The sequence below is a fragment of the Massilia sp. genome (genome assembly GCF_032106685.1).
Taxonomy (GTDB): domain Bacteria; phylum Pseudomonadota; class Gammaproteobacteria; order Burkholderiales; family Burkholderiaceae_D; genus Telluria.
Map to the genome: position 1 here is coordinate 60,839 of NZ_DAMCPG010000017.1, position 20,639 is coordinate 81,477.

16 protein-coding genes are annotated in these 20,639 nt (G+C 68.6%); 9 read left to right on the top strand and 7 right to left on the bottom strand.

Annotated elements, in window-relative coordinates:
- Positions 1-72: 72 nt before the first annotated feature.
- Together corA and RT688_RS11830 are read left to right on the top strand one after the other, a co-directional pair.
- Positions 73-1,047, top strand: a complete 975-nt coding sequence (gene corA, locus RT688_RS11825) for a magnesium/cobalt transporter CorA (RefSeq protein WP_313705078.1) — start codon at positions 73-75, stop codon at positions 1,045-1,047.
- A gap of 143 nt (positions 1,048-1,190) precedes the next feature.
- Entirely contained in the window at positions 1,191-1,847 is a 657-nt protein-coding gene (locus tag RT688_RS11830) for a PEP-CTERM sorting domain-containing protein (RefSeq protein ID WP_313705079.1), read from the top strand.
- 17 nt (positions 1,848-1,864) lie between these two features.
- On the opposite strand, the gene RT688_RS11835 is transcribed toward RT688_RS11830, so the two are convergent.
- The 3 genes from RT688_RS11835 to RT688_RS11845 all read right to left on the bottom strand — a co-directional run bounded on the left by RT688_RS11835 (position 1,865) and on the right by RT688_RS11845 (position 4,383).
- On the bottom strand, positions 1,865-2,530 hold the full coding sequence (locus tag RT688_RS11835) for a class I SAM-dependent methyltransferase (RefSeq protein ID WP_313705080.1): 666 nt from the start codon (positions 2,528-2,530) through the stop codon (positions 1,865-1,867).
- Between the two features lie 27 nt (positions 2,531-2,557).
- A complete protein-coding gene (locus tag RT688_RS11840; RefSeq protein WP_313705081.1) occupies positions 2,558-2,953 on the bottom strand; it encodes a GFA family protein in 396 nt (131 codons plus the stop codon).
- A 212-nt stretch (positions 2,954-3,165) separates the two neighbouring features.
- Positions 3,166-4,383 (bottom strand): YeeE/YedE family protein, encoded by a 1,218-nt coding sequence (locus RT688_RS11845; protein ID WP_313705082.1) that lies wholly within the window; start codon positions 4,381-4,383, stop codon positions 3,166-3,168.
- A gap of 299 nt (positions 4,384-4,682) precedes the next feature.
- On the opposite strand from RT688_RS11845, the gene RT688_RS11850 reads away from it, so the two are divergent.
- Entirely contained in the window at positions 4,683-7,088 is a 2,406-nt protein-coding gene (locus RT688_RS11850) for an outer membrane beta-barrel family protein (protein ID WP_313705083.1), read from the top strand.
- 120 nt (positions 7,089-7,208) lie between these two features.
- Here the strand turns inward: RT688_RS11850 and RT688_RS11855 are convergent, their stop codons facing one another.
- From RT688_RS11855 to RT688_RS11870, 4 genes are all read right to left on the bottom strand, one after another.
- The gene (locus tag RT688_RS11855) at positions 7,209-7,721 is read right to left on the bottom strand and encodes a hypothetical protein (RefSeq protein ID WP_313705084.1); all 513 of its coding nucleotides are present in this window, start codon (positions 7,719-7,721) and stop codon (positions 7,209-7,211) included.
- A 7-nt stretch (positions 7,722-7,728) separates the two neighbouring features.
- Entirely contained in the window at positions 7,729-8,535 is an 807-nt protein-coding gene (locus RT688_RS11860; RefSeq protein WP_313705085.1) for a hypothetical protein, read from the bottom strand.
- Between the two features lie 80 nt (positions 8,536-8,615).
- The gene (hemL, locus tag RT688_RS11865) at positions 8,616-9,914 is read right to left on the bottom strand and encodes a glutamate-1-semialdehyde 2,1-aminomutase (protein ID WP_313705086.1); all 1,299 of its coding nucleotides are present in this window, start codon (positions 9,912-9,914) and stop codon (positions 8,616-8,618) included.
- Positions 9,915-9,931: 17 nt separating this feature from the next.
- Positions 9,932-10,756, bottom strand: coding sequence for a hydroxymethylpyrimidine/phosphomethylpyrimidine kinase (locus RT688_RS11870; protein ID WP_313705087.1), 825 nt, complete (start codon positions 10,754-10,756; stop codon positions 9,932-9,934).
- A gap of 95 nt (positions 10,757-10,851) precedes the next feature.
- Between RT688_RS11870 and RT688_RS11875 the strand changes: the two genes are divergently transcribed.
- The 6 genes from RT688_RS11875 (at position 10,852) to RT688_RS11900 (ending at position 20,529) form a co-directional block, all read left to right on the top strand.
- On the top strand, positions 10,852-11,004 hold the full coding sequence (locus RT688_RS11875) for a rubredoxin (protein ID WP_091876441.1): 153 nt from the start codon (positions 10,852-10,854) through the stop codon (positions 11,002-11,004).
- A gap of 364 nt (positions 11,005-11,368) precedes the next feature.
- Positions 11,369-11,764: a response regulator gene (locus RT688_RS11880; RefSeq protein ID WP_313705088.1), complete on the top strand. Its 396-nt coding sequence runs from the start codon at positions 11,369-11,371 to the stop codon at positions 11,762-11,764.
- 23 nt (positions 11,765-11,787) lie between these two features.
- Positions 11,788-12,156 (top strand): response regulator, encoded by a 369-nt coding sequence (locus tag RT688_RS11885; RefSeq protein WP_312552820.1) that lies wholly within the window; start codon positions 11,788-11,790, stop codon positions 12,154-12,156.
- A complete protein-coding gene (locus RT688_RS11890; protein WP_313705089.1) occupies positions 12,156-12,695 on the top strand; it encodes a chemotaxis protein CheW in 540 nt (179 codons plus the stop codon). Before RT688_RS11885 ends, RT688_RS11890 begins: the two co-directional genes overlap by 1 nt.
- Positions 12,696-12,739: 44 nt before the next feature.
- Positions 12,740-15,046, top strand: coding sequence for a methyl-accepting chemotaxis protein (locus tag RT688_RS11895; RefSeq protein WP_313705090.1), 2,307 nt, complete (start codon positions 12,740-12,742; stop codon positions 15,044-15,046).
- 14 nt (positions 15,047-15,060) lie between these two features.
- Entirely contained in the window at positions 15,061-20,529 is a 5,469-nt protein-coding gene (locus tag RT688_RS11900; protein ID WP_313705091.1) for an Hpt domain-containing protein, read from the top strand.
- Positions 20,530-20,639 lie beyond the last annotated feature (110 nt).

Consider the following 20,639-nt stretch of genomic DNA (forward strand, 5'->3'; position numbering starts at 1 on the left):
GTTTCGGGGTGGTCGGCCCCGGGCCTAACGGGTACACTTGCGTCAGTTTTGATTCCGGCCGAGAAAGCGCGCATGATCAATGTATTTGTCCTACAAAATGGCCGACTGAACCAGGTACCCATCGCCTCGCGCGCCGACCTGGAGAACGTCAAGCCTGTCTGGGTCGACCTCACCGATCCGGACGACGACGAGCGCGCCTGGGTCAAGGCCATCTATAACGTCTCGCTGCCGGGCGAGGACGAAGTGTCGGACATCGAGGCCTCGGCCCGCTACTACGAAGCCGAGAACGGCGATCTGCACCTGCGCACCGACTTCCTGCGCGAGGAAGACGACGGCCCGTCGCGGGTGGTGACGGTCGCCTTCATCCTGTCGGGCAAGATGCTGTTCTCCGTCCATTCGGACGACCTGCCGGTGTTCCGCCTGGTGCGCATGCGCGCGCGCTCGCGTCCGGGCTCGATCGCCGACTACATGGACGTGCTGCTCGACCTGTACGCGACCGACGCCGAATACTCGGCGGACGCGCTGGAAGGGATCTACGAGAGCCTGGAAGAAGTCAGCCAGCGCGTGCTGCAGAAGGAATTCACCGACCAGGACGCGGCCGCCGCGCTGAACGCGATCGCCCACGAGGAAGACTTGAACGGCCGCATCCGCCGCAACATGATGGACACGCGGCGCGCCGTCAGCTTCCTGATGCGCGGCCGCCTGCTCAATTCCGACCAGTTCGACGAGGCGCGCCAGATCCTGCGCGACATCGAATCGCTCGACGGCCACACCTCTTTCCTGTTCGACAAGGTGAACTTCCTGATGGACGCCACCGTCGGCTTCATCAACATCAACCAGAACAAGATCATCAAGATCTTCTCGGTGGCCTCGGTAGTGTTCCTGCCGCCGACCCTGATCGCCAGCATCTATGGGATGAACTTCCACAAGTGGTTCCCGGAGCTGGACTGGACCTACGGCTATCCGTTCGCGCTCGGCCTGATGATCGCCAGCGCCGCCGCGCCGCTGCTGTACTTCCGCCGCCGAGGCTGGCTGAAGCTGGCCTAACTCCGCTGTCGGGAAACATTACACGCAACAATCCCGCAAGAAATTGTTGCCAATAAAATCAATGATTTGCTTTTTTGGCATCAAACTTGCTTGATGGCACTCAAGCTCTAGAAAAGAGCGCAACCATTAACCAGGGATTCCAAATGAAAGCATTGATCAAGCAAGGCGCCGCCGCGGCGCTGCTGGCGGTCGCGATGGCGGGCGCCCAGGCCGGCGTGGTGTCGGTCGAGGACGCATTCACGGGCGCGAGCGTGACCGGTTTCAGCGGCGGCGCGCAGCCCGGCAGCTCCTTCGACGGCTCGCTCGAAGACCCGTCCGGCGTGACCTTCTTCGATACCGGCGCGGCGGGCAGCCTGGGCTACCTCGACTTCGAAACCGCATCGGTCGTCTCGCTGTCGGGCATCCACCTGTTCGCGGCCAGCGACGGCGCCGGCATCGGCCACCGCCGCTCGATGAGCGCCTTCCGCTTCTACAGCGACACCGACAACGACGGCGTCTACGAGACCCTGCTGGTGAACGTGGGCGTCAACCCCGACTACAGCGGCGCGCAGAGCTTCGACGACCTGGCTTCGGCCCAGGACGCGCTCGAGGCGGTCTTCATGTTCGGCCGCACCGTGACCGCGAGCCGCTTCCGCTACGAAGTCGAGCAGGGCGTCACCTATGGCCCGTATGCCGGCGTGCGCCTGCAGGAAATCGACGCGATTGGCGCCGCCGCCGAGGTGCCGGAACCGGCCTCGCTGGCGCTGCTGGGCCTGGGTCTCGGCGCCCTCGGGCTGCGCCGCCGCAAGCAGGCGGCCTGATCTCCACGGCTGGTGGGCTAGACCAGCTGGCCCACCAGGATCAGCGAGACCGGCTTGCCGGTGCGCGGATGCAGCGGTTCGCGCATCTCGCGCAGCTGCAGGCCGTTCGCGGCGAACAGCGCGATCCAGCTCGACAAGGTGCGGAAATACCAGGGCGGCGCGTCCTGGAAGCCGCTGTTGAAACCGGCCCAGCTGCCTTCGCGCCAGCCGTCGACGTAGGGCGCATCGCCGCAGGCGGCGACCGGGTGCACGGTCTGCACGACCAGGTGGCCGCCGCGCCGCAGGTAGGAGGGTGCAGCCTGGAACAGGCCGTTCACGGGCTCGTTCCCGATCAGCGAGAAATTGCAGACGGCCAGGTCGACCGACAGCGTCAATTTCCCCTCGGCGATGTCCTCATAGGACAGCAACTGGAACTCGCCGCCACCGGCCGCGCGCGCCGCTGCGACCAGGCCGGGAATCGCATCGACCCCGGTCATCTCCACTTCCGGCAGCGCCCGCACCAGCCAGCCTTCGCCGCAGCCGAGATCGACAGCCGTCCGCGGCGCATAGGCGCGCACGGTGTCGACGATGGCGCCATTGGTGACCAGGGTGCGCGTTTCGATTTCGCCATTCCTGACGGCGGCGACCCAGGGATCGGAATTGCGGTGCCAGGAATCGATGATCGTGGCGTCGAGCTGGTGCATCGTGTGGCCTCCCATGTCAAAAGCGCATTATGCGTCAGCTTGGGTGGGCGCGGCCGGATCTGCGCGCGGCAGCCATGACGGCCTGGTGTCGGTGTACAGCTCGCGGTCGACGGTGCCGGTGAAGGGCGTGTCCAGGGTGCCGAGGGTGATCGCGATGCGCTCGGGCGTCTCCTCGCTGCGCCAGAACAGCGTGGAGCCGCAGCGCTGGCAGAAGGCGCGCCGGCCGTGCTCGGACGATGCATACTCGGTGATGAAGGTCTCGCCGCGCTCGATCGTCAGTGCGGCGCGGGCGACGTTGGCGTAGCTGCCAGCCGCCGCGCCATGCTGTTTCTGGCACATCGTGCAATAGCAGTGGCTGGTGTGTTCGATGGAGCCGGCGGCGCGGTAGACGACGGCGCGGCAAAGGCAGCTTCCCTGTAACATGGGCGACTCCTGGCGGTCTGGTGTCCGTCGATTGTAGAGCACGAAGCGCATCCTTGGGCGCTGCGACCATGAAGCGTGTCCCGACGCCGCTGTTGCTGCCGCAGTTGCTGCCATTGCTGCTGTGCGCCCGTCACGCTGCACGGCGCTGGACGCCGTCTGTCGACAACCAGTCCCCGCGCCGTGAAAGCACGGCGCGGGCATCGTGAAGCAGCTTAGCAGGCCGCCAGCTTGACCCGCTCCACTTCCAGCCCGAACAGCGGACGCAGGCGCGTGCCGAGGACATTGCCGGCAAAGGCGAACACCAGCCACAGCCAGCCGTGCAGGCTGCCCGAGATGATGCCGCTGAAGTAGGCGCCGATGTTGCAGCCGTAGGCCAGGCGGGCGCCGTAGCCGAGCAGCAGGCCGCCAGCCACGGCGGCGAGGAAGGAGCGCAGCGGCAGCTTCCAGACCGGGGCGTAGCGGCCGGCCAGGGCGGCGGCCAGCATGGCGCCGAGCACGATGCCGATGTCCATCACGGAGGTGATGTCCTGCGAGATCGGCGCGGCCAGGGCGGCGGCGTTGGCCTTGGTCGACCAGTAGGTCCAGCTGGCGACGTCGATGCCGATGCTCGATGCGGCCTTGGCGCCCCACAGCGCGAAGGCCGAGGTCACGCCCCAGGGACGGCCGGCCAGGGCCAGGGTCACGAAGTTCAGCACCACCAGTGCCAGCGCGCCGGCCACCAGCGGCCAGGGGCCGCGCAGCCAGCGCGGGCCGTTCACCGGCTTCGCATCGGGCGTGACCAGGCGGCCGTGGCGGCGCTTCTCGACCAGCACCGTGATGCCCGCGATCAGCGCGAACACGGCCAGGTTCAGCAGCAGCGCCGGCGCCAGGCCCAGGGTTTTCACGAGCGAGATCGGCGCCAGTTGCGGCAGCGAGGTCCACCAGGGCATGTGCGCGGTGGCGATCACCGAGCCGGCGATGAAGGCGATCAGGGTCACGATCATGCGCGTGCTGCCGCCGCCGACCGTGTACAGCGTGCCGGAGGCGCAGCCGCCGCCCAGCTGCATGCCGATGCCGAAGATGAAGGCGCCCACGACCACCGAGGTGCCGGCGGGCGAGACCAGGCCGGTCACGGGCGTGCCGAACAGGGTGCCGCTGGACAGCGCCGGGAAGAACAGCAGCACGCCGACCGCGAGCATGAGCATCTGCGCGCGCAGGCCGGCGCCGCGGCCGTCGGCGATGAAGACGCGCCAGGCCGAGGTGAAGCCGAAGGCCGCGTGGTAAAGCGCCACGCCGAGCAGGGCGCCGACCAGGTAGAGCGCGGACTGGCGCGCGTCGACCACCTGGGCGAGGTAGAGGGCGCCGAGCACGATGAAGAGCAGCGCCACGCCCAGCGGCTTGATGTTGATGTCGCCGCGGGGACGAACGGGCAAAGTAGCGGTATTGGACATAGGAATGAGATAGCCGTAAACACGTAACCCGTTATTTTCGCGTGTTTTTTTCTTTTCTGCAGAAGGCCTCCTGCTGAGCAGCCGGGAATGCGAGGCAAAACCGTGCGACTTTACGCTTCTTTACGCCATCGAACGGCGCAAAGGCGGCGTGACGTTTTAAAATTGAAACTTTGCGCGTGCACTATTGTTTTCGATTAAGCGTTTGATGAAACGTTTATTCGCGAACATGGCGCAGGCGATGCCTCTCAACGTCAACAACACCAAAAATGGTCCAACGAAATCGTTTCACCCAAGGCGGCATGCAGCCTGGCGCTGCCGACGCATCGCCGCGCCGCCGCGCCCTCTGCCTTGCCGTGCTGCTCGCCGTGTGCGAGCTGGGCGCCGCAGGTTCCGCCCTGGCGCAAAGCGCCGCCAATGCACCCGCCGCGCAGCCCGCCCGTGCCACCACGCCGGCGAAGCCGGCAACGCCCGCCCCGGCGGCGCAACTCGCCCCTGCAAGCGCACCGGCGGCGCCGGCGGGCGCCATGCAGCCGGCCGCGGCCGGCGATACCACTGGCGCGCAAACGGCGCCGATCCAGTCCGTCAACGTGGTCGGCGAGCGCACCACCAAGTTCATCGACCGCCAGGTCTACGACGTCAAGCAGGACGTGAACGCCTCGAACGGCAGCGCCGCCGATGCGCTTGGCAACGTGCCCTCGGTGTCGGTCGATCCGGACGGCACCGTGTCGCTGCGCGGCAGCACCAACGTGCAGATCCTGGTCGACGGCAAGCCCTCGGCCATGCTGCAGGGCGAAAACCGCGGCGGCGCGCTGCAGGCCATGCCGTCCGAGGACATCGATTCGATCGAGGTCATCAACAACCCGGGCGCCGAATTCGGCAACGAGGGCGGCGGCGGCCCGATCCTGAACCTGGTCATGAAGCGCACCCGCCGCGCCGGCGGCTTCGGCGTGGCTAACGTCAATCTCGGTTCGGCCGGGCGCTACAACTCGGCGCTGAACGGTTCCTACAACAGCGGCGCATGGGGCTTCCAGGGCGGTATCCACGTCCGTCACGACGGGCGCGACTCGACCTACGAGAACGAGCGCGAGCGCATCGACCCGGTCACCGGAGACGTGCAGCGCAGCACCCAGTCGACGACCAGCACCGGCCTGAACGACAGCGTCGGCCTGCGCGGCCAGCTCAGCTACAACATCGGCCAGGACGATACGCTGGAAGCGAGCCTGATGTACATGCGGCGCGATAACGACCAGCAGGTGCAGGACCATTACAACGTGGCCGACGGCATGGGAGCGGTCACCAGCGACTACGTGCGCGCCAGCCGCAGGACGGGCGACGGCAGCAACGGCATGGCCGGCCTGCGCTGGGACCACAAGGGCGAGAAGCTGGGCGAATCGTTCAAGATGGACCTGCGCGTCTCCGGCAGCGAGAACGACAGCGAGACCGACTCCGCCAACACTTATACGGTCACGCCGCCGCGCGCGGCCGACAGCCGCAACCTGCAGGACGTCGACAACCGCACCCGCATCGTCGACTACACCGGCGACTACGAACGCCCGCTCGACAACGATGCGATCGTCAAAGTCGGCTACAAGCTCTCCGATACGAAGAGCGAGTTCGACAACCGCTACTACGACTTCGACCTGGCCAGCGGCGCGCCGAGCGTGAACGACCGCCTGACCAATGCCTTCGAGCTGGATCAGCGCGTCGCCGCCCTGTACGGGTCCTACCAGTGGAAACTCAGCGAGCGCTGGGGCGCCCAGCTCGGCCTGCGCGGCGAATACACCGACATGAAGCTCGAGCAGGCGACCAGCCGCATCGAGGCAAGCAACGACTACCTGAACTGGGTGCCGAGCGCCTTCGCGACCTATAAGCTGGGCGACAGGACCAACCTGCGCCTGGCCTACGCGCACCGGATCCGCCGGCCGAGTGCGAGCGAACTGAATCCCTTCGTGGCCTACCGCGACGAATTCAACGAGGCGAGCGGCAATCCCTACCTGAAGCCGGTGAAGACGGATTCCTTCGAGCTCGGCTATGAAACGAAAGCCGGCGTGCTCGACGCCAACCTGCGCGCCTACTACCGCAACGAGCGCGACACCATCCGCAGCCGCCAGGTGCCGGTGAGCGACACCGTGATCCTGACCACGTTCGAGAACGGCGGCAGCAACCGCTCCGGCGGCCTGGAGTTCACGCTCAGCGGCAAGCTTACGCCGACGCTGTCGCTCAATACCAGCGGCAACGTGTTCGTGGTCGAGCAGCAGCAGATCGACCTGGCCGGTATCGAGAGCAAGCGCAGCGCCACTTCGGTGAACGTGCGCGGACGCCTGAACTGGCAGGCGACGCCGCAGGACCAGCTGCAACTGATGTTCAATGCCCAGGGCAAGACCCTGACCGGCTACGGCTACCGCGAGCCGAGCGCCACCGCCAACCTGAGCTACCGCCGCAACCTGAGCCCGAACCTGACGTTCGTGGTGAACGCGACCGACATCTTCGATTCGCAGAAGATGGAAACCATCACCGATTCGCCGACGCTGCAGGAGCGCGGCATCCGCCGCTTCGACGGCCGCATCGTCTACGTCGGCCTGTCGTATCGCTTCGGCGGCGTGCAGTCGAACCGGCGTCCGGACGGCCCGCCGGGCGAAGGCTGGCGCGGTGGCCCGCCGCCAGGCGGCATGCCGCCGGGTGGCTTCGGCGGACCGGGGATGTAAACACGTGAAATGCATGGCGTAGGGTGGGCGCAGCGCCCACGCGGGGATGGTTATCGGTTCCGATATCGGACTGGATGATCTCGCCATTCACTATTGCCGCGTGGGCGCACAGCGCCCACCCTACCTGACATATTGCCCCGGCGGCTCGCGAAAGCCGGCGCCGCCGTCGTCGCAGCGCAGGCGCCGCAGCAGCTTGCCGCGCCGCTCGACGGTGATGCCGTCCTCGAATTCCGGCGTGCCGCCGTCCGGCGCCCGCGCGACGCGGCTGTAGACGGTATAGGTGTAGCCGCCGCGCTGGAAGGTGACCTTGGTGACGCCGCCGCCGATCAGCGGTTCGGTCTTCATGCTGAAGGCGGGGCGGGCGCGCTGGCCTGGCTGCGGATAGCGCAGCTCCACCGCCGCCGGCTTGCCGAAGCGGTAGCTCAGTCCGTTGCCGGCGTCGCCCGAGCGGCACAGGGAGGCGATCTTGCCCCCCACGCTGCAGGCGAAGACGACGGGCTCATGCGCCAGGCACAGCGATGCGTCCGCTGGTGCGTTCGCCGGTTCGGCTGCAGGTTCGCCTGCCTGAGCGCCCGCTGCGTGCGCCCAGGCAGGCGCCAGGGCAAGCGTCAAGGCAACGCGGGCCAGCGCCACGATTCCCTCAGATACCCAATGCTGTCTTGATCCTCGCAAGGCGCGCTCCACGATCTTCCAGTCCGTTCAGGTCGCCGTTGACGGCGCGGGTCACCCCCTCGAGGTCGTCGGCATCGGCAAGCGCATTCACTTTACGCGCATCCCAGTACCAGAAAGCCGATTCGATGGCGTATTTGAGCTCGCTCACAAGCAAGTCCGGGTCGGCGACGAAATCGCGCGGGTCGCCCGCATCGCGCGCGTTGTGCGCGGCGGTGAAGGCAGCATAGTTGTCCTTGCCGGTGAGCTGGACCAGGCCGCGGCCCCGGTAGCGGTAGCCGTCGCCGGATTCCTCGTTGCCATTGCCCAGGCGGTCAGCATACACGTAGCCGAGCAGGCGCTCGGCGTTGCCGGCATACACATCCTGCTCGGTCCAGAGCTTGGTGCGCAGGCGCGCCGGCTTGCCGTCGGGGCCGAGGCGGCAGTCGTCGGCGTTGCGGTCGTACTGGGCGCGGCCGCCCTTGCAGCCGAAGATCTCGCGCATGCGGACGGCCGAATACCGGCCGTTCTCCTCGGTCGCGCGGAAACTGCTTTCGTGCCCGATCTGGGCCAGGAAGTGGGCCAGGCGCAGCGCCGTGTCGACGCCGTAGCGGCGTGCGCTGGCGTTCAGGCCGTCGACGATGGCGGCGTAATAATCCTCGGGATTGGTCACTTCGGCAACACGCAGCAGCGCGACGGTCACGGTGACCGGTGCGCCGCCGCTGTGCGACGGCGCTTGCTGCGAACGCGGCACGCGGGAGCGCGCCGCGCCGGGAGGGGATCGTCGAAGGCGCGCCATGATCGAGTCCAGGTGGTGACCCATGATGGCATAACGCGCCCGCGGCGCCGCGTGCACGGGCGCGCGGGATTTGAGCTGGCTTAAGCCAGGCGTGCGAACACTTTGCGCGCGGCTGCAACCGTTTCTTCGATGACAGCGTCGTCGTGCGCCGCGGACACGAAACCGGCTTCGAACATGGCTGGCGCAAAATACACGCCTTCCTCGAGCATGCCGTGGAAGAAGGCATTGAAGCGCGTCTTGTCGCCGGCCATCATCTGGCCATAGGAGGCCGGGATGGTCTCGCTGAAGTACATGCCGAACATGCCGCCGACCGAATCGCCGCAGAAGGGAATGCCGGCTTCCTTGGCGGCCGCCGTCAGGCCGGCGATCAGCTTCTCGCCGGCGGCGGTGAGCTGCTCGTAGAAGCCCGGCTCCTGCACCAGCTTCAGCGTGGTCATGCCGGCGGCCACCGCCACCGGGTTGCCCGACAGCGTGCCGGCCTGGTAGACCGGGCCGATCGGCGCCATCTTCTGCATCAGGTCAAGCTTGCCGCCGAAGGCCGCGACCGGCAGGCCGCCGCCGATGACCTTGCCCAGCGCGGTCAGGTCCGGCTGGATGCCGTACATTTCCTGGGCGCCGCCGAGGCCGACGCGGAAGCCGCACATCACTTCGTCGAAGATCAGGACGGCGCCGTATTCGGTGCACAGTTCGCGCATGCGCTGCAGGAATTCGGGCGTGGCGCGGATCAGGTTCATGTTGCCGGCCACCGGCTCCACGATCACGCAGGCGATGGTGTCGCCCATCGACTTGAAGGCGTCTTCCAGCTGGGTGACGTTGTTATAGTCGAGCACCAGGGTGTGCTTGACGAAGTCTTCCGGCACGCCGGCCGAGGTCGGGTTGCCGAAGGTCAGCAGACCCGAGCCGGCCTTCACCAGCAGCGAGTCGGCGTGGCCGTGGTAGCAGCCTTCGAACTTGACGATCTTGTCGCGGCCGGTCGCGCCGCGCGCCAGGCGCAGCGCGCTCATGGTCGCTTCCGTGCCGGACGACACCAGGCGCACTTGCTCGATCGAGGGCACCAGCTTGCAGATTTCCTCGGCGATCTCGATCTCGCCCTCGGTCGGGGCGCCGAACGACAGGCCGTTGGCGGCGGCATCCTGCACCGCCTTGATCACTTGCGGGTGCGCGTGGCCGACGATGGCCGGGCCCCAGGAACCGATGTAGTCGATGTAGCGCTTGCCGTCGGCATCCCAGAAATACGGGCCTTCGGCGCGGGTGATGAAGCGCGGGGTGCCGCCGACCGAGCGGAAGGCGCGCACCGGCGAGTTCACGCCGCCGGGCGTGCTCTTCTGGGCGCGCTCGAAGAGGATGTCGTTCTTGGAAGTATGCTGTGCAGTGGTCATCTTGGCTTGCCTTTATTTTATTGTCGGCCCAGTAGGGGCAGGGCGCGGTAGAAGCGGTTGGGGACGAACTTGCCCATGCCGAAACGCTGGGCATGGCGCAGCGCGCCATAGGTGTATTCCTGGGCCGCGGGCAGGGCGTCGGTCACGTCCATGCCCTGGGCCATCAGCGCGGTCAGCGCGGCGGACAGCGTGGTGCCGGCGCCGACGAAAGGACCGGGCAGGTGCTGCCAGTCGATCGTGACGACGGCGCCGTCGCGGTCGAACAGGGTATTGGCGCGGTTGTTGCCGCTGCCCTGGGTGCAGGTCACCAGCACGTACTGGCAGCCGCGCCCGGTCAGTTCCGCGACATCGGCTTCCAGGCTGCCCTCAAGCCCCGGCTCGCGCCAGGTCTCGGCCATGCGGCCCAGTTCCGATTGCGAGAGCATCAATACCGTGGCCTGGGGCGCGAGGATCTGGCGGATCGCCACGACCGTGTCCTCGTCGGACATGCCGGCATCGGGCAGAGACGAGAGGAAGGGATCGACGATCAGCGGCACCTCGGCGTAGTCGGACACGATCTCGGCGATCGCCGCGGCCTGCTCGATGCTGGCGATGGCGCCGATCTTGACCGCGGCGACCGGCATGTCCTCGAGCACCACGCGCGCCTGGTCGGCCATCCAGCCGACGTCGATTTCGTGCAGGTCTTCGACGCGCGCGCTGTCGGCCACCAGCAGGGCGGTGGTAACGGTGAGGGCGTGGCAGCCATGGGCGGCGAAGGTGGCGAGGTCTGCCTGCACACCCAGCGCGCCGACGGGGTCGGAAACGCCGAAAGTGAGAATCAGCGGAGACGGTTGGTTTTGCACGACGGGTAGATTAAGATACCTGATTCCCCATTTTACTAGATAGAAGGAACGACACCGTGAGTAACGAAACGACGGCGACCGCGTACCAGACCTGGATGTGCCTGATTTGCGGCTGGGTCTACGACGAAGAAGCCGGGGCGCCGGAAGACGGCATCGCGCCGGGCACGCGCTGGGCCGACGTGCCGATGAACTGGACCTGCCCGGAATGCGGCGCACGGAAAGACGATTTTGAGATGACGGCGATCTGAGTCGTTGTTGGTTTCGTAGGGTGGGCGGCTTTGCCGCCCACGCGGTGATCGTTGGCATACGCGCATTCGCGCCGGAGCCGGCATCCAATATCGGATCGGTTACGGCTGATCATCCATTACGTATCACCGCGTGGGCGGAGTAATTCAGGCATTGGCCTGAATTACTCCGCCCACCCTACGGGTCAAAATTGCTGCATTTTGATCAACCAAGTTATCAAATCCACTCCACCCGATAACTGAATTTCTAGCCCTTCCGACAAGCCTTTCTCCCCTGTATTTGCGAATAGTTGACTTTGAGCAACACATCGCGCACAAGCCGACAGCCCTATGCTATCGTTGCGGTCCATGCTGAAGTGAAACGAACATGACGACATCGCAGCAAGCCTCCGGCCCCACTATCATGGTGATCGACGACAGCAACACGATCCGTCGCTCCGCCGAAATCTTCCTGACCCAGGCCGGCTACCAGGTGGTGCTGGCCGAGGACGGCTTCGACGCGCTCGCCAAGATCAACGACCACCATCCGGCGCTGGTGTTCTGCGACATCCTCATGCCGCGCCTGGACGGCTACCAGACCTGCGCGCTGATCAAGAAGAGCGCGCGTTTCCACGCAACGCCGGTGGTCATGCTGTCGTCCAAGGACGGCCTGTTCGACCGCGCGCGCGGCGCGATGGTCGGCTCGAGCGCCTACCTCACCAAGCCTTTTTCCAAAGACACCCTGCTCGCGGCCGTCCGCGAGCACACGGCTCAACAAGCCTGATCCAACCGAGTACGGAGCCCACCGTGGCCATTCAAAAAATCCTGATCGTCGACGACTCCCCGACCGAACGCTACTACCTGACCGACATCCTGGTAAAGAACGGTTTTTCCGTCTCTACCGCCGACAACGGCGAGGAAGCGCTGCTCAAGATGCGCGCCGACCGCCCCGAGCTGATCCTGATGGACGTGGTCATGCCCGGCGCTAACGGCTTCCAGGTCACGCGTTCGATCGCCCGCGATCCCGAGCTGTCCTCGGTGCCGGTCATCATCTGCAGCAGCAAGAACCAGGAAACCGATCGCATCTGGGGCATGCGCCAGGGCGCCAAGGATTACTTCGTCAAGCCGGTCGATCCGCAGCAACTGTTGGCGAAGATCGCCGCCCTGGGCGCCTGATGAACGCGGCCGCGAACGGCAGCGAGCTGGCCCCGGCATCCTCGCGCCGCACCCGCCTGCGCGACTACCAGGCGCAGCTGCTGGAGCGCATGCAGGCGGCCCAGGCGGGCGCGGCCCAGGCCGTGCACCAGCTGGGCGTCACCATCGGCGGCGAACGCTACCTGCTGGCGCTGGCCGAGGCCGGCGAGATCGTGCCGCCGCAGCCGCTGGCGCGCGTGCCGCTGACCCAGCCCTGGTACCTGGGCCTGGCCAACGTGCGCGGCAGCCTGCTCGGCGTGGTCGACCTGGCGCGCTATTTCGGCGCCAATGGCCAGGGCAGCGCCGCCGGCCCCGATGCGCGCTTCCTGTCGCTGGCGCCGCGCCTGGGCCTGAACTGCGCGCTGCTGGTGACCCAGGTGCACGGCCTGCGCCGTCCCGAGACGATGACGCCGGCGGAGGACAACCCGGCGCGCCTGCTGGATGCCGACGGCCATGCATGGACGCCGCTGTCGCTCGCGGCGCTGGTGCGGGAGCAGCGCTTCCTGCACGTTGGACTATAGGTTCGGATCAAAATAATAATCAACCCGCAGGACCAGGAGCCGCAATGGGAATCATGTCGTTGAATTTTCTGTCGAAGGGTAGGAACGCGGACGAAACCGTGCTGGCCTCGCCCGATACCGAATTCGGGCCCGAACTCGCGCTGGACTCGCCGTCCGGCCCCGCCGGTACGCTGCCGCCGGCCCACGGCTCGGCCGGCGAGGCGATGCTGCGCCTGGGGCACGCGATCCGCCGCCGCGCTCCCGCCGCCGACGAAGACGACGACGAGGACAGCAGCCTGCGCCTGCCCCTGATCGGCCACCTGTCGCTGCCGCGCCAGCTGCGCATCCTGCTGGTTGCCTTCGGCGCCGGCATCCTGCTGACCATCCTGGCGATGTGGCAGAACGCCGCCGTCAACGCCCGCGTCGCAGCCCAGGTCCAGGTCGCCAGTGACCTGCTGATGCACTCGCAGCGGGTCGGCAAGGCAGCGCCGAACGCGCTGGCCGGCAATCCCGCTTCCTTCGACCAGCTGGCCGAGAGCCGCGCCGAAGTCAATCGCGACCTGCGCCTGCTGACCCAGGGCGGCGACGTCGGCAGCGTCGAGGTGCCGGGCGCCAGCGGACGCCAGAGCGCGCTGCTGGCGCGGGTGCGCGCCACCTGGACCGCGTCCGAGCTGGGCGCGGCCAACATCCTGCAGATGAAGCCGGCGCTGATCGGCTTCGACAAGAGCGTGCGCCAGCTCGATGCGCTGGCCTCCGAGATGCTGGTGCTGACCGAGGACCTGATGGCCCAGAACGTCGAGCGCGGCGCCAGCGCACGCGAACTGGCCGCGATCGGCCGCATGATGATGCTGACCCAGCGCCTGGCGCGCGGCGCCAGCAGCTTCTTCGCGATCGGCGTGCCGCGCGACGACGCGGCGGTGCGCATCGGCGCCGACAGCGCCGCCTTCGAGCACGCGCTCGAGACCCTGCTGGCGGGCGGCGCGGCCCAGCGCAACGACGACCTGCGCGACAAGCTGCGCCAGGTGCAGGTGCGCTTCGACGCCTTCCGCAAGGACTTCGCGCCCTTCCTCGACAACCCGACCGCCTACTCCAAGGCGCGCGCCGCCGCGCGCACCATCCACCGCGACAACGAAGAGATGAAGAAGCAGGTCGCGGCGCTGCAGGGCGGCTACCGCGAGCGGCAGTCCTCGTCCAACCCCTGGTTCTGGCTGCTCGTGGCGGCCTCGATCTTCACCCTGGCCACGGCCGGCTCGATCAGCCGCGTCATGCTGCAGGACTCGCGCAACCGTACCCGCGGCGCCGAGACGCGCCGCCGCGAAGCCGAGGCGATGCGCCAGCTGGCCCAGGCCAAGGAAGAGGAAGCGAAGGCGACCAACGACCAGAACCAGGCGGCGATCCTGCGCCTGATGAACGAGCTGCAGGACGTGGCGAACGGCGACCTGACCGTGCACGCCACCGTCTCCGAGGACATCACCGGCGCGATCGCCGATTCGGTCAACTTCACCGTCGAGGAACTGCGCGGCCTGGTGCTGCGCGTGACCGGCACCGCCGAGCAGGTGACCCAGGCCTCGAACGAGGCGCAGCAGATCTCGACCGAACTGCTGGGCGCGACCGAGCAGCAGTCGCGCGAGATCGAGGAAGCGTCGTCGACCGTCCTGCGCATGGCCGGCGAGATCACCGACGTGTCGAAGTCGGCCAACGAATCGGCCGAGGTGGCGCGCCAGTCGGTTGCAGCGGCCGAACAGGGTTCGGCTGCCGTGCAGAACGCGATCTCGGGCATGCACGAGATCCGCGAGCAGATCCAGGAAACCTCGAAGCGCATCAAGCGCCTGGGCGAATCCTCGCAGGAGATCGGCGAAATCACCGAGCTGATCTCGGACATTACCGAACAGACCAACGTGCTGGCGCTGAACGCGGCGATCCAGGCCGCGTCGGCCGGCGAGGCGGGACGCGGCTTCTCGGTCGTGGCCGAGGAGGTGCAGCGCCTGGCGGAACGCTCGGCCGAGGCGGCCAAGCAGATCGGCGCGCTGGTGCGCACGATTCAAACGGACACCCACGACGCCGTCGCGGCGATGGAAAAGTCGACCCAGGGCGTGGTCGAAGGCGCGCGCCTGTCCGACGCGGCCGGCGCCGCGCTGGCCGACATCTCGCGCGTGTCGAACCGCCTGGCCGAACTGATCCAGGGCATCTCGTTCGCGGCCGGCCTGCAGGCGACGTCCGCCAACGGCGTGGCGCACAATATGCAGCACATCCTGTCGGTGACCGAGCACACCCAGGCCGGCACGCGCCAGACCGCGCATTCGATCCACCAGCTCGCCGCGCTGGCCCAGGAACTGAAAAACTCGGTGTCGCGCTTCCGCGTCGCCCAATGAGCCGTCCATCGACCATGACTTCATCCCCGTCCGCGAGCAGCTTCGATACCGGCCCCCTGTCCTGGGTGATCGGCGAGATCCGCGATGCGCTCGAGCGTTCCGGCAGCGCGCTGCTGGACGCCGCCGCGCGTTCGCCCGAGGCGCAGGCGACGTTGCTGCTGCACGCGAAGACCCACCTGCACCAGGCCCATGGCGCGTTGCAGATGGTGGACGTGGATGGGGTGGGGCTGCTGACCGCCGCCGCCGAGCGCGCGCTCGACGGCTTCAAGGAGCGCGCCATTGCCTGCACCCCGGACAGCGTGCAGGCGGTGCGCGAGGCCTACGGCGCGATCGGCGAATACCTCGAGGAACTGGTGGCGGGAACGCCGCCGCAACCGGCCCGTCTGTTCCCTTATTACCGCGCGTTGCAGGAACTGCTGGGCGCCGAGCGCGTCCACCCCGCGGACCTGCTGGCGGTGGACACCACGGTCACGCTCGACCTGCCGCCGACCGACGGCGCCGCGCCCGACCACGCCGCCTGCCGCGCCCGCTTCGAAAAGGCGCTGCTGCCTTACCTGAAAAGCGCCGATGCCGCGGCCCAGCGCACCCATGCGCAGGCGCTGGCCGAGGCGCTCGCGCCGCTGGCCGAGGCCGGCGACGCGCGTGCGCGCACCTTCTGGAGCGCGCTGCGCAGCGTTGCGCAGTCGGTGGCGAGCGGGCGCCTGGCCGGCGACCTGTACGTGAAGCAGCTGTTCGGCCAGGTCAACCTGCAGCTGCGCCGCCTGGCGCAGGGCCAGGCCGGCCTGCCCGATGCGCTGCTGCGCGACGCGCTGTTCTTCATCGCCGCCGCTCCCGGACCGGACGCCGACCCCGACGCCGCGCAACTGCGGCGCGTCTTCCGCCTGGACGGCGCGGTGCCGCCGGATTATGCCGAGCGCCGCTACGGCAAGGTCGACCCGAACGCGCTGAAGCAGGCGAAAGAGGCGCTGGCCCGCTCCAAGTCGGACTGGGACCAGTTGGCGGTGCAGGCCGACGACACGCGCGAGGCCGACTTCAACCAGGCCCTGTCGACCCTGGCCGGCGCCAGCGAGAAACTGGGCGCGCCGGCCCTGGCGCAGCTGCTGCGCGAACTCGGGCAGGCGGCGAGCGATTCGATCGCCTCCGGCCGCAACGACCAGTTCGGGCTGGAGATGGCGGCGGCGATGCTGTTCGTCGAGCATAGCCTGGACCAGGTGCGCCAATTGCCCCAGGATTTCGACCAGCATGCCGAAGTGGTCGGCCAGCGCCTGCTGGCCCTGGCTGCCGGCGAAACGCCGCCGGACGCGCCGCACTGGCAAAGCGAACTGGCCAGCCGCATCCAGCAGGGCCAGACCGTGGCCGTGCTGGCCGGCGAGATCAAGAGCGGCCTGCGCCAGGTCGAGAAGCTGCTCGACGAGTACTACGACGCGCCCGTCGACAAGCGCGGCGCGCTCGACCAGGCCGCGCCGCTGCTGCACCAGATCGAGGGCGCGCTGCGCATCCTCGACCAGGACCAGGCCGCCCGCGCCGCCGTCCACGTGCGCGACGCCGTGCGCGCGCTGGCGCAGGGCGACGGCGACCTCGAAGCCCAGGCCGCGCCCCTGCACAACATCGCCCGCAACATCGGCGCGCTCGGCTTCTTCACCGACATGCTGGCCCAGAACAGCGCGAGCGCGCAGAGCCGCTTCGCCTTCGACGAGGAAGCCGGCCTGCTGCGCGAACTGACGATCGCCGAGGCCGCCGAGCAGCAGGCACAGGCCATCGAGGCCGCGCCGGCGCCGGCGTCGGCGCCCGAGCATGAACATGAGGCGCCCGGCATCGACGCCGAGCTGCTGGAGATCTTCGTGGCCGAGGCCGAGGAAGTGCTGGGCACGGTGGCGGCGACGCTGCCGGAACTGCGGCGCGATCCGGGCGCGCAGGAAGCACTGACCATCGTGCGCCGCGCCTTCCATACGCTCAAGGGCAGCGCGCGCATGGTCAGCCTGGACGCATTCGCCGCCGCCGCCGCCGCGCTGGAACGCACGATGAACGTCTGGCTGGCCGACGGCCGTGCCGCGACGCCGGACCTGCTGGCGCTGGCCGAACATGCCCACGCCGAGCTCGCGCCCTGGGTGGCGGAGCTGGCCCAGGCCGGGCAGTCGCCGCGCAGCGGCGCCGAGCTGATCGCGGCCGCCGAGCGCGTGCAGGCGGGCGGGCCGTTCGCGCCCGATGGGCAGGACGCGTCGACGCAGGCGCCGCCTGACACGCCGCCGGAGGAGGCCGCCGCCGACGAGCCGGAGGCAGCGCATTCGAACGCGCATTCGAACGTCTTCGCATTGCCGACCGCGACCCGTCCGGCGCCACCGCAGGACGACAACCTGCGCCGCGTCGGCACGCTGGAGATCCCGCTGGCGCTGTACAACATCTACGTCGCCGAGACCGACGAGCTGCTGCGCACGCTCGAGCGCGACTTCGGCGAATGGCGCCACGAGCCGGGCCGCCCGGCCACGGCGGACGCGCTGAAGGCGGTGCATACGCTGGCCGGCACCTCGGCCACGGTCGGTTTCGAGGCCTTGCGCGACCTGGCGCAGGCGCTGGAAGCCACCCTGGAATCGCTGGACGCGCCGGCGCCGGTGCTGCAGGCCGCCCAGCACGACCTGTTCGATGCCGTCCTGCTCCAGGTGCGCCGGATGCTGCAGGCCTTCGGGCGCGCGGAGCTGGCGCCGGCCCAGCCCGCGCTGATCGCGCAATTGGAGGCCCTGCGCGAGGAATTCAACGCGCAGCGGGCCAACGAAATCTACGGCGACGTGCCGGCGGACCTGGCCCGGCACCTGGACTCGCTGTTCGCCCAGGCCTACGACAGCCTGGTGGCCGAGCCGCCGCAATTCGCGCCATCGGCCGCGATGCAGCCGGCGAGCGCACCCGCCGCCGCGAGCGACGACATCGACGCGCTGTTCGGGCTCGACGTCGACGAGCTGTTCGACGCGCCCGCTCAGCAATCGGCCGCGCCGGCACCGGATGCGGTCACGGACGACGAGGCGCTGGCCGCGGCCGAAGCCGATTTCGGCGCCGATCCGGTCGAGGCGCCGCCAACCGAAGCCATCGCGCTGCCGATCGACCTGGACATCGCCGTATCGGAAGCGGCAGCGGAGCCGGAAGCGGAAGCGGCCGTGCCGGAAGAAACGACAGTGGCGCAATTCGCGGCCACCGCCTTGCCGCTCACGTCGCCGGCGCTGGCCGCCGAGCCGGTGCCGCACGACGAGCTCGATCCCGACCTGCTGCCGGTCTTCCTGGAAGAGGCGGCGGACCTGCTGCCGCAGATCGGCAACGGCCTGCGCCAGTGGCAGCAGGATCCGCACGACACCGCCCCGGCCCAGGGCCTGCTGCGCACCCTGCATACCGTGAAGGGCAGCGCGCGCATGGCCGGCGCGATGCGCATCGGCCAGCACACGCACGAACTGGAAACGCAGGTCGGGAACATGGTGCACGCCGGGACCGCGGCGCCGGCTGCCTTCGACGAACTGATGGCGAGCTACGACCAGGCGCTGGCGCTGTTCGAGCAACTGGTACAGCCGGCCCAGGCCGATGCCGCGAGCGAAGATGAGGCGCCGGATGATGACAGCTCGGACGCCGGGGAGGCGCCAGGCGCCGCCCCGGCTTCCTCTGACCCGCCGCCCGAGGCGCGTACGCCGCTGGTGCGGGTGCGCGCCGACATCCTCGACCGCCTGGTGACCCAGGCCGGCGAAGTGTCGATCGCGCGCTCGCGCCTGGAAAACCAGGTCGGCACGCTGAAGGGCGCACTGACCGACTTCTCGGACAACCTGGCGCGCCTGCGCCGCCAGCTGCGCGAAGTCGAGATGCAGGCCGAATCGCAGATCGCCTCGCGCCTGTCCATCGCCGGCGAGCGCGAATTCGATCCGCTCGAATTCGACCGCTTCACCCGCCTGCAGGAACTGACGCGCATGATGGCCGAAAGCGTGAACGACGTCGCCTCCTTCCAAGAGTCGCTGGCGCGCACGGTGGAAGGCGCAGGCGAGGAGCTGGCCGCGCAGTCGCGCATGACGCGCGACCTGCAGCGCGACCTGATGCGGGTGCGCATGGTGCCCTTCGCCAGCCTGTCCGAGCGCCTGTTCCGCGTGGCGCGCCAGACCGCGAAGGAGACCGACAAGCGCGTCAACCTCGACATTCGCGGCGGCGGCGTCGAGATCGACCGCAGCGTGCTGGAACAGATGGCCGCGCCCTTCGAACACCTGCTGAGGAACGCCATCGTGCACGGCATCGAGCCGCGCGCGCAGCGGCTGGCCGCCGGCAAGAGCGAGACGGGGGAGGTGCTGGTCCAGGTCAGCCAGCAGGGCAACGAAGTCGTGCTGCAGTTTTCCGACGACGGCGCCGGCCTCGACCTGGAGCGCATCCGCGCCAAGGCGCGTGCGCAGGGGCTGGTCGCGCCCGACGCCGAGGTTCCGGACAAGGACGCGTCCGAGCTGATCTTCGCGCCGGGCTTCTCGACCGCCGACAGCCTGACCGAACTGGCCGGCCGCGGCGTCGGCATGGACGTGGTGCGCTCGGAGGCGCAGGCGCTTGGCGGACGCGTCGTCATCGATTCGAATCCGGGGCAGGGCACGCGCTTCACCATCCGCCTGCCGCTGACGCTGGCCGTCACCCAGGTGGTGCTGGTCGCCAGCGCGGGCCGGACCTACGCACTGCCGTCGACCCTGGTCGAGCAGGTGCTGCCGGTGCGCGAGCCCGACCTTGCTGCGGCGGCCCAGGCCGGCATGCTGGAAGTGCAGGGGCAGGTGTTGCCCTTCCACTACCTGCCGGCGCTGCTGGGCGAGGCCGCCAGCTTCGAACCGGGCCTGCGCTCGCGCCCGGTGATGCTGCTGCACAGCGCCGGCGAGCGCATCGCGCTGCAGGTCGACGAGGTGCTGGGCAACCGCGAGGTCGTCATCAAGAACCTGGGGCCGCAACTGGCGCGCGTCCCGGGCATCGCCGGCGCCACGGTGCTGGGCTCGGGCGACATCGTCCTGATCCTCAATCCCCTGGCCCTGGGCCGCAACGCCGGCACGGCCGCGCCGCTGGCCGACGTGGTTCTCCATCCGGCGCCGGCGCACCGCCCGACGGTGATGGTGGTCGACGATTCGCTCACCGTACGCCGCGTGACCCAGCGCATGCTCGAGCGCGAAGGCTACCGGGTCGCGCTGGCGAAGGACGGCGTCGACGCGCTGGAACAGCTGCCGGAAGTGCGGCCGGACCTGATGCTGGTCGATATCGAGATGCCGCGCATGGACGGCTTCGACCTGGTGCGCCACGTCCGCAACGACGCCGCGACGCAGGCGCTGCCGATCATCATGATCACCTCGCGCACGGCGGACAAGCACCGCAACTACGCGCTGGGGCTGGGCGTGAATGCCTACTTCGGCAAGCCCTACCAGGAAGATGTGCTGCTGGCGGCGATCGCGGGGCTGCTGGGGGGAGAAATGCCGGCGGTGAGCGCCGACCACGACGCTTGATCTGACCCGTAGGGTGGACGGCTCCGCCGTCCACGCGTCCAACGAGCGCCAGATCTGCCCGCTCGACAATTCAAGCGGTATCGATCGACGCGTGGGCGGCGCAGCCGCCC

What these genes read in the sequence shown, in the direction of transcription:
- RT688_RS11875 (WP_091876441.1), top strand. Translation starts at nt 10,852, where the DNA reads ATGTGCCTGATTTGCGGCTGGGTCTACGACGAAGAAGCCGGGGCGCCG.
- hemL (WP_313705086.1), bottom strand. Translation starts at nt 9,914, where the DNA reads ATGACCACTGCACAGCATACTTCCAAGAACGACATCCTCTTCGAGCGC.
- RT688_RS11850 (WP_313705083.1), top strand. Translation starts at nt 4,683, where the DNA reads ATGCAGCCTGGCGCTGCCGACGCATCGCCGCGCCGCCGCGCCCTCTGC.
- corA (WP_313705078.1), top strand. Translation starts at nt 73, where the DNA reads ATGATCAATGTATTTGTCCTACAAAATGGCCGACTGAACCAGGTACCC.
- RT688_RS11900 (WP_313705091.1), top strand. Translation starts at nt 15,061, where the DNA reads ATGACTTCATCCCCGTCCGCGAGCAGCTTCGATACCGGCCCCCTGTCC.
- RT688_RS11845 (WP_313705082.1), bottom strand. Translation starts at nt 4,383, where the DNA reads ATGTCCAATACCGCTACTTTGCCCGTTCGTCCCCGCGGCGACATCAAC.
- RT688_RS11835 (WP_313705080.1), bottom strand. Translation starts at nt 2,530, where the DNA reads ATGCACCAGCTCGACGCCACGATCATCGATTCCTGGCACCGCAATTCC.
- RT688_RS11880 (WP_313705088.1), top strand. Translation starts at nt 11,369, where the DNA reads ATGACGACATCGCAGCAAGCCTCCGGCCCCACTATCATGGTGATCGAC.
- RT688_RS11895 (WP_313705090.1), top strand. Translation starts at nt 12,740, where the DNA reads ATGGGAATCATGTCGTTGAATTTTCTGTCGAAGGGTAGGAACGCGGAC.
- RT688_RS11840 (WP_313705081.1), bottom strand. Translation starts at nt 2,953, where the DNA reads ATGTTACAGGGAAGCTGCCTTTGCCGCGCCGTCGTCTACCGCGCCGCC.
- RT688_RS11860 (WP_313705085.1), bottom strand. Translation starts at nt 8,535, where the DNA reads ATGGCGCGCCTTCGACGATCCCCTCCCGGCGCGGCGCGCTCCCGCGTG.
- RT688_RS11890 (WP_313705089.1), top strand. Translation starts at nt 12,156, where the DNA reads ATGAACGCGGCCGCGAACGGCAGCGAGCTGGCCCCGGCATCCTCGCGC.
- RT688_RS11830 (WP_313705079.1), top strand. Translation starts at nt 1,191, where the DNA reads ATGAAAGCATTGATCAAGCAAGGCGCCGCCGCGGCGCTGCTGGCGGTC.